The organism is Collinsella aerofaciens, assembly GCF_019131995.1.
Lineage (GTDB): Bacteria > Actinomycetota > Coriobacteriia > Coriobacteriales > Coriobacteriaceae > Collinsella > Collinsella aerofaciens_S.
Map to the genome: position 1 here is coordinate 1 of NZ_JAHONA010000080.1, position 434 is coordinate 434.

Sequence of the window (434 nt, forward strand, 5' to 3'; positions counted from 1 at the left end):
CCCGCGCCTGGCCGCGTGGCCGCGATGCTGCAACGGCTGCGGCCGGTACCGCGCGATCGGCTGCAAGCGCCGCCCCCACGTCTTCTACGAGGCCCGGGCCGCGCAGCTGTGCGCCGACTCGGTCCTCGTCTCGTCCAGGCGCGGCATCGACGCCGACGAGCCGGCCGCGGCGGCGAGGCTGGAGGCCATCAGGGACTGCCTGCGCCGGGGGCTCTCGCCCGAGCAGATGGCCGCATGCAACGGAGGGCCCGTGGACCTGTCGCCCTCGACCATCTACCGCTGGGTCGCGGCGGGCTACGACGGCATGACCAACATGGAGCTCCGGCGCAAGGTCGGCTACAGGCCGAGGAGGCGCGCCGCCGGGGCCTCGGCCACGCGGCACTCCGCCCGCAGGTCGCATGCCGCGTTCCTCGCCCTCGGGGAGGACGCGTGCG

The 434-nt window shown here is 75.8% G+C and carries 1 pseudogene; it reads left to right on the forward strand.

What is annotated here, in order from left to right:
- A pseudogene (locus KSY82_RS10250) lies at positions 1 to 434 on the forward strand (IS30 family transposase); the annotation flags it as partial.